The organism is Mesorhizobium sp. M4A.F.Ca.ET.090.04.2.1, assembly GCF_003999085.1.
Taxonomy (GTDB): domain Bacteria; phylum Pseudomonadota; class Alphaproteobacteria; order Rhizobiales; family Rhizobiaceae; genus Mesorhizobium.
In genome coordinates, this window is record NZ_RZOT01000309.1 from 1 (window position 1) to 7,075 (window position 7,075).

Consider the following 7,075-nt stretch of genomic DNA (forward strand, 5'->3'; position numbering starts at 1 on the left):
TTCCCAGTCGACCAGCAGGCGGCGGTGGTGCGGGCTGGCGAACACCATGTGGACAATGTTGCGGGTATCGCCCTCCAGCAGGCCATAATCCCCGAACACTGCCACCGCCGCTGGGTTCCAGGCCAGCACATCCCAGCGCCGGCCGACGACATAGGCCGGCTGCAGGACGAGGCTTTGCAGCATGTGCAGCAGCGGGCCGTCGACCTTTTCGGGCGCCGCCTCGCGGCGCTCCTGCTGCTGGCGGCCGGCAAGGATGAACAGATGCCGCTTCTCGACGGCGTCAAGGCGCAACGCCTCCGAGAGCGCCGTCAGCACTTCGACCGAGGGGCGAACGTCCCTGCCCTGTTCCAGCCAGGTGTACCAGGTCGTGCCGACGCCGGCGATCATCGCCACTTCCTCGCGTCTCAGCCCTGGCGTGCGCCGCCGCGCGCCGCAAGCGATGCCGGCGGTCTCGGGCGAAAGCCTTTCCCGGCGCGAGCGCAGGAAGGCGCCAAGCTCGCGCCGGCGGCTGTCTTCTGACGAATGGGGGATCGCGTCCATTGGGCTCATTATAGCAGTATTGATACCAGGATAAAGTTTGAACTGTTTGGGATGCGCGCCGCGCCCCATCTTGCGTTCAGAGCGAAACATGGAGGCTCTGAACATGGACCTGAAGGACAAGACCGTCCTCATCACCGGATCAACCGACGGCGTCGGCCGCGTCGTGGCCGAGAAGCTCGGCGCGAGCGGCGCGCATATCCTGGTGCATGGCCGCGACGCGATGCGCGGCAAGGCAGTCGTCGCTGCCATTGAAGCCGCCGGCGGCAAGGCCGAGCTTCTCGTCGCCGATCTCTCCTCGCTTGCCGAGGTCAGGCGCCTCGCCGAAGCCGTGCGCGCCAGGACAACGCGGCTCGACATCCTGATCAACAATGCCGGCGTCGGCACCGCCGGCGGAGGCGCGAAAAGACAGGTCAGCGCCGACGGCTACGAACTGCGTTTCGCCGTCAACTATCTCGCCGCCTTCCTGCTGACCTCGGAGCTTTTGCCGCTGCTCAAGGCGAGCGCGCCGGCGCGGATCGTCAATGTCGCCTCGGCCGGCCAGCAAGCGATCGACTTCGACGACATCATGCTGACCCACGGCTACAGCGGCGTGCGTGCCTACTGCCAGAGCAAGCTGGCACAGATCCTGTTCACCGTCGATCTGGCCGGAGAGCTGAAAGGCAGCGGCGTCACCGTAAACGCCCTGCATCCGGCAAGCTACATGGACACCACCATGGTCCGGCAAGCAGGCGTCACGCCGTGGAGCTCGGTCGAGACCGGCGCCGACGCCATCCTCAACCTCGCCGCTTCGCCGGCGCTCAAGGGACGCAGCGGTCTCTATTTCGACGGCCAGCGCGAATCCCGCGCCGACGCACAGGCCTACGACGAAAAGGCGCGCCGGCAGTTGCTGAGCCTTAGCCTCGACCTGATCGAGCGCGCCTCAGGCCCAACCAGGAACAACAGTCATGAGTGAGAAAATCGAACATTGCGTCATTATCGGCGGCTCGTCCGGCATCGGCCTTGCCACGGCGCGCAAGCTGGTTGGCCCCGGCATGAAAGTGACGATCACGGGCCGCAATGAAGACAAGCTCAAGAACGCCTGGAAGACCCTTGGCGGCACCGTCGGCAAGGCCGCCTTCGATGCGACCAGGCCGGGTGACGTCCGCAATTTCTTCGATAGCCTCGGACCGTTCGATCACCTCGTCCTGGCCGCAAGCGGCGGCAAGGGGCTTGGGCCGTTCGCGACCCTCGATCTCGCCGACATCGGCAGTGGCGTCGACGAGAAAATCCGCCCGCAATTGTCTTGCCTGCAGGCAGCCCTGCCGACGCTGAGCAAAGCGGGATCGGTTACCTTCATTTCGGCCGTATCGGCGCAGCTCGTCGCCCCCGGCATCGCCGGCATAGGCGCCATCAATGGCATGCTTCTGACAGTGGCACCGATCCTGGCGGTCGAGTTGAAGCCGTTACGCGTCAATGTCGTGGCGCCCGGCGTCATCGATACGCCCTGGTGGGATTTTCTGCCGGGCGAACAGCGGCAAGCGGTCTTTGCCGAATATGCCGGCAAGACGCCTGTCGGCCGCATCGGCCGCGCCGAGGACGTCGCCGACGCGATCGCCTTCCTTGTCTGCAACGGCTTCATGACCGGCCAGGTGCTGACCTGCGATGGCGGTCTGCGATACGCTGCTTGAACTGCTGCCCAAGACCGCCGGCGGTCGTACGAAAATGTTTAGTCGGAAATCAGGCTGGGCCAGAAAGCGAATGCCATCAGCCCGGCCGCGATCAGGTACCAGACGGCGACGTGGATCGCCTTCATGATCGGTCGCCCCACTTCCCGTGCCCGCTTCGGATTGAGTGGATCATAGATCACCTCGACCGAAGCTCCGATCGAACCGGTCACGCTATTGATCGGTAGGTTCGAGTCGAAACGCCAGCTACGCCCCTGGCGATCGGCGAATTCGATGGTCGGCGTGCTTGGGGAATCGCCGGACGTGTCAATGCCAACCACCTTGCCGATGGCATAGGCGCGTCGCCGCCTGAGCACGATATCGCCATAGCTGTGCGGGACAACCAGCGCCAGCACGAAGAGGGCACACAGGAAGCACCATATCTGCATGTCGGTGGGGGAATAGCCGATCGATTCAGCGGTCGCGCGAAACGGCGACAGCGCCTGATGAAAGGCCTGCGAAACGCTCGCCCAGAAACCGGTCCAGTTTTGCTCCATGCGCGCTCCAACGGGCGAACTGGGTCAAGGTACAGCACAATCGCGACAGAGCGATTAATGGGCACTCGACGACCGGAAGCGTCAAGTTGTCAGTTCAAAGCGGCTGCGCCATCAGCGCCAGAAACCCTCCGGAAAGCGCAATATTGGCGACAAAGCCGTTGATTCGTGCCGCTCGCTCCGGGCCCTGATGATCCCAGAAATTGTCGAACATGACCGTTGCGACGACCAGGAACAGGATAAGCCAAGCAGCAGCAAGCGCGATCCAGACGCCCGCCACAATCAGGCCGCCGGCGACGACCTGCACGACGATGCCGAGCCACAGCGCCAGCCCCGCCTGAGGCACGCCGCGCTCCGTCATCAACTGGGTCAGGAAGGCCCTGTTCAGGATATTGCGCAAGCCGGCGAAGACAAAGGCGCCGCCAACCAGCAGTCGCGCGGCAAGCAGAATCTCGTTTTGAAAATTTGCAAACATGTGATTGATCTCGCGCCAAAAAGGCGCGGGGCCGAGGTCCGGCCCGCGCGCTGGGTCGATCGCTCACGCAGCCTTGGCGGCCGGCGTTGGGTGAATGGCCTGGAACGGAACGCAAAGCCGGTTCCAGGTGTTGATCATGCCGATCGCGACCGACAGCTTGACCAGTTCCTCTTCGGAGAAATGCACCAGCGTGCGGGCATAAAGTTCGTCCGAGACGCCGTCGTTGGCGATCTTCGTCACCGCTTCGGTCCAGGCCAGCGCGGCGCGCTCGCGCTCGGAAAACAGCGGCGATTCCTTCCAGGCAGCGATGAGATAGAGCCGCTGCTCGGTCTCGCCGTCCTGCCGCGCCTCGCGGCTGTGCATGTCGACGCAGAAGGAGCAGCCGTTGATCTGCGAGGCGCGCAGCTTGATCAGATGCAGCAGGCTAACCTCCAGCCCGCATTCGTCGACCGCCTTGTTGAGCGCCGACACCGCCTTCATGATTTCAGGCGCCTTGGCGAAGAATTGCAGCCTCTGTTTCATAGTTCTTACCTTCCACTCTTTGCTTGGGGAACTTGGTTTGGATGAACCTTCTGCGGCCGCTGATAGCGGGCGACGAAGGCGCAGCCCGCCGCGACCGAGCGCGGATCGGCCTCGCTGACATAGTCAGCCACGATCGCCGACAGCCTGACTTCGGCCAGCGCTGCGCGATAGGCGCGCTCGGCCTTGAGCATCGCTGCATTGATGCCGCATGGCTTCACATAGGCCGAAGCATCGAGCCGCACAGGGCCGCGCTGGCGGATCTCGCCGCAACGGAAGGCAGGTTCCCTGCCCTCGACGGCGAGCACGATGTCGAGCAGCGTGATGCTCTCGGACGGCTTCGCCAGACGGTAGCCGCCGGCCGGTCCCGGCACCGATTCCAGAATACCCGCGGCCGTCAGCATGTTGAGATGCTTGAGCAGATAGCTCGGCGACAGGCCGAAAGCCTCCGCCATGGCGGCGCCCGGCATGGTCGCGGCGCCGTCTACGCCTGCGAGCATCGCGGCGCAGTGGATTGCCGCCTCGACGCCTTCCCCCAATCTCATGATGCCATGCTCCAATGCATGGATACCTTTTATCGTGGATATCCACTATCTGCAATAGGAAAACGAAAAACGGCGCCCGAAGACGCCGCTTCTCTCGTCGCGTACCTGCCCTATTCCGCCGCTGCCTTGGCCATCGGATTGTTCGGATGCGTCGTCCAGTTGGCATAGACCGGCGACACCGGCTTGCCGGTGCGCTCGTCCATCGCGCCGGCGGCCAGCGGCTCCATCGTGATGCAGCCCTCGACCGGGCAGACATTGACGCAGAGGTTACAGCCGACGCATTCGGCCTCGATCACCTCGAAATGCCTGACGCCGTCGACCATGCTGGTGATCGCCTGGTGCGAGGTATCTTCGCACGCGATGTGGCAGCGGCCACATTTGATACAGGCGTCCTGGTCGATATGCGCCTTGGCGACATAGTTGAGGTTGAGATACTGCCAGTCGGTGACGTTGGGCGTGGCCCGGCCGACGAAGTCGGAGAGCGAGGCATGGCCCTTCTCGTCCATCCAGTTCTCAAGCCCGGCGATCATCTCCTGCACGATCTTGAAGCCGTAGGTCATCGCCGCCGTGCAGACTTGCACGTTGCCAGCGCCGAGCGCCATGAACTCCGCCGCATCGCGCCAGGTGGTGATGCCGCCGATGCCGGAGATCGGCAGTCCGCGGGTCTCAGCATCGCGCGCGATCTCGGCCACCATGTTCATGGCGATCGGCTTCACCGCCGGTCCGCAATAGCCGCCATGCGAGCCCTTGCCGTCGATGGTCGGCTGCGGCGCGAAACTGTCGAGGTCGACGCCGGTGATCGAATTGATGGTGTTGATCAAAGACACCGCGTCGGTGCCGCCGGCGTGTGCCGCGCGCGCCGGCTTGCGGATGTCGGTGATGTTGGGCGTCAGCTTGGTGATGACCGGCATGCGGGTGTTTGCCTTGCACCAGCGCACCACCATTTCGATATATTCCGGCACCTGGCCGACCGCCGAGCCCATGCCGCGCTCCGACATGCCGTGCGGACAGCCGAAATTGAGCTCGATGCCGTCGGCTCCGGTCTCCTCGACCACCGGCAGGATCGCCTTCCAGCTTTCCTCGACGCACGGCACCATCAGCGAGACGACGACGGCGCGATCCGGCCAGTCCTGCTTGACCTGCTTGATCTCGCGCAGATTGGTCTTCAGCTCGCGGTCGGTTATCAGCTCGATGTTGTTCAGGCCAAGCAGTCGCCGGTCGGCACCCCAGATCGCGCCATAGCGCGGGCCGTTGACGTTGACGACGGGCGGCCCCTCTTCGCCGAGCGTTTTCCAGACCACGCCGCCCCAGCCCGCCTTGAAGGCGCGGATGACATTGTAGGCCTTGTCGGTCGGCGGCGCCGAGGCCAGCCAGAACGGATTGGGCGACTTGATGCCGACGAAATTGTTGCGGATATCTGCCATGCTCATGCCCTCCCGTTAGAGGTCAGTGCCCGGTTGATCGATTCCGCCGCGTCGCGGCCCTGCGCCACGGCCGAGACGGTGAGGTCATCGCCGCCGAAGATGCAGTCGCCGCCGGCCCAGACCTTCGCCAGCGACGTACGCCCCTCGGCATCGACCTTGATGCGCCCGCCCTCCAGCTCGATCTCGGCGCCACTGCCATTCAGCGCTGCCGGGACAAAGCTCTGGCCGATCGCCTTGAACACCTGGTCGGCGGCGAGCGTAAGCCGCTCGCCAGTGCCGGCAAGCTTGTCGCCGTTCATTGCCGTGTATTCGAGCTCGATCGCCGACACCTTGCCGTTCTCGGCGATGACCCGCTTCGGCTGCAGCCAGTGGCGGATGGTGACGCCGTTGGCGGCGGCCAGATCCTGCTCGAAGCCGGATGCATTCATGTGCTCCTGGCCGCGCCGGTAGCAGATCGTCACCTCCTCGGCCCCGAGCAGCTTCGACTGCACCGCGGCGTCGATCGCCGTCATGCCGCCGCCGATGACGACGACGCGCCTTCCGACCGGCAGGCCCGAAAGATCGCCCGCCTGACGCAGCTCGGCGATGAACTCCACGGCGTTGGTGACACCATCGGCATCCTCGCCGTCGGCGCGCAGCGCGTTGACGCCGCCAAGCCCCATGCCGAGGAACACCGCGTCGTAGTTCCGGATCAGGTCGGACAGCTGGTAGTCGCGGCCGAGCGCCTTGCCGTTCTGGATGTCGATGCCGCCGATCGAGGTAACGTAGTCGACCTCGGCCTGGGCGAAATTGTCGACGCTCTTGTAGGCCGCGATGCCGTATTCGTTGAGGCCGCCGGCCTTCGCTCGCGCCTCCAATATGGTCACGTCATGACCATGGAGGGCGAGCCGATGCGCGGCGGCAAGCCCGGCCGGCCCGGCGCCGACCACAGCGACCGTCTTTCCGGTCGGTTCGGGGCGCGGATAAAACTGCTTGTTCTCGGACATGGCGACGTCGGTTGCGTAGCGCTGCAGCCGGCCGATCTGCACCGGCTTGCCTTCCGCCACCTCGCGCACGCAGACTTCCTCGCACAGCGTCTCGGTCGGGCAGACGCGGGCACACATGCCGCCAAGGATGTTTTGGTCGAAAATGGTCTTCGCCGAGCCGAGCGGATTGCCGGTCGAGATCTGGCGGATGAACAGCGGAATGTCGATCGAGGTCGGGCATGCGTTCATGCACGGCGCGTCGTAGCAGAAATAGCAGCGATCGGATTCGACCAGCGCCTCGTGATGGTCGAGCGGCGGGTGCAGGTCGGAGAAATTGTCGGCATATTGCTCGGACGACAGCCGGCCGCCGGCTATGCCTTCCTTGAAATGACCAGTCGCCATTCCGGTTC

General features: G+C 64.5%; 9 protein-coding genes. 2 read left to right on the forward strand and 7 right to left on the reverse strand.

Features of this window, described 5'->3' with window-relative positions:
• Window positions 1-540 (reverse strand): helix-turn-helix transcriptional regulator (locus tag EN781_RS20755; protein ID WP_145965567.1); only part of this gene is annotated, 540 nt, incomplete at its 3' end.
• A gap of 103 nt (window positions 541-643) precedes the next feature.
• On the opposite strand from EN781_RS20755, the gene EN781_RS20760 reads away from it, so the two are divergent.
• Both EN781_RS20760 and EN781_RS20765 read left to right on the forward strand, forming a co-directional pair.
• A complete protein-coding gene (locus EN781_RS20760) occupies window positions 644-1,492 on the forward strand; it encodes an SDR family NAD(P)-dependent oxidoreductase (protein WP_127400282.1) in 849 nt (282 codons plus the stop codon).
• On the forward strand, window positions 1,485-2,207 hold the full coding sequence (locus EN781_RS20765; RefSeq protein ID WP_127400283.1) for an SDR family oxidoreductase: 723 nt from the start codon (window positions 1,485-1,487) through the stop codon (window positions 2,205-2,207). The genes EN781_RS20760 and EN781_RS20765 overlap by 8 nt, the downstream gene beginning before the upstream one ends.
• Window positions 2,208-2,245: 38 nt before the next feature.
• Here the strand turns inward: EN781_RS20765 and EN781_RS20770 are convergent, their stop codons facing one another.
• The 6 genes from EN781_RS20770 to EN781_RS20795 form a co-directional block, all read right to left on the reverse strand.
• On the reverse strand, window positions 2,246-2,740 hold the full coding sequence (locus EN781_RS20770) for a DUF3592 domain-containing protein (RefSeq protein WP_127400284.1): 495 nt from the start codon (window positions 2,738-2,740) through the stop codon (window positions 2,246-2,248).
• 94 nt (window positions 2,741-2,834) lie between these two features.
• Complete coding sequence (locus EN781_RS20775) at window positions 2,835-3,212, reverse strand: DoxX family protein (RefSeq protein WP_127400285.1); 378 nt, start codon at window positions 3,210-3,212, stop codon at window positions 2,835-2,837.
• Between the two features lie 63 nt (window positions 3,213-3,275).
• Window positions 3,276-3,734, reverse strand: coding sequence for a carboxymuconolactone decarboxylase family protein (locus EN781_RS20780; protein ID WP_127400286.1), 459 nt, complete (start codon window positions 3,732-3,734; stop codon window positions 3,276-3,278).
• A 5-nt stretch (window positions 3,735-3,739) separates the two neighbouring features.
• Window positions 3,740-4,276: an Rrf2 family transcriptional regulator gene (locus EN781_RS20785; protein WP_127400287.1), complete on the reverse strand. Its 537-nt coding sequence runs from the start codon at window positions 4,274-4,276 to the stop codon at window positions 3,740-3,742.
• A gap of 110 nt (window positions 4,277-4,386) precedes the next feature.
• The gene (preA, locus tag EN781_RS20790) at window positions 4,387-5,700 is read right to left on the reverse strand and encodes an NAD-dependent dihydropyrimidine dehydrogenase subunit PreA (protein WP_127400289.1); all 1,314 of its coding nucleotides are present in this window, start codon (window positions 5,698-5,700) and stop codon (window positions 4,387-4,389) included.
• Window positions 5,701-5,702: 2 nt separating this feature from the next.
• Window positions 5,703-7,067: an NAD(P)-dependent oxidoreductase gene (locus EN781_RS20795; RefSeq protein WP_127400288.1), complete on the reverse strand. Its 1,365-nt coding sequence runs from the start codon at window positions 7,065-7,067 to the stop codon at window positions 5,703-5,705.
• Window positions 7,068-7,075 lie beyond the last annotated feature (8 nt).

Coding starts and splice junctions, on each gene's coding strand:
- EN781_RS20760 (WP_127400282.1), top strand. CDS start 644: ATGGACCTGAAGGACAAGACCGTCCTCATCACCGGATCAACCGACGGC.
- EN781_RS20765 (WP_127400283.1), top strand. CDS start 1,485: ATGAGTGAGAAAATCGAACATTGCGTCATTATCGGCGGCTCGTCCGGC.
- EN781_RS20770 (WP_127400284.1), bottom strand. CDS start 2,740: ATGGAGCAAAACTGGACCGGTTTCTGGGCGAGCGTTTCGCAGGCCTTT.
- EN781_RS20775 (WP_127400285.1), bottom strand. CDS start 3,212: ATGTTTGCAAATTTTCAAAACGAGATTCTGCTTGCCGCGCGACTGCTG.
- EN781_RS20780 (WP_127400286.1), bottom strand. CDS start 3,734: ATGAAACAGAGGCTGCAATTCTTCGCCAAGGCGCCTGAAATCATGAAG.
- EN781_RS20785 (WP_127400287.1), bottom strand. CDS start 4,276: ATGAGATTGGGGGAAGGCGTCGAGGCGGCAATCCACTGCGCCGCGATG.
- preA (WP_127400289.1), bottom strand. CDS start 5,700: ATGGCAGATATCCGCAACAATTTCGTCGGCATCAAGTCGCCCAATCCG.
- EN781_RS20795 (WP_127400288.1), bottom strand. CDS start 7,067: ATGGCGACTGGTCATTTCAAGGAAGGCATAGCCGGCGGCCGGCTGTCG.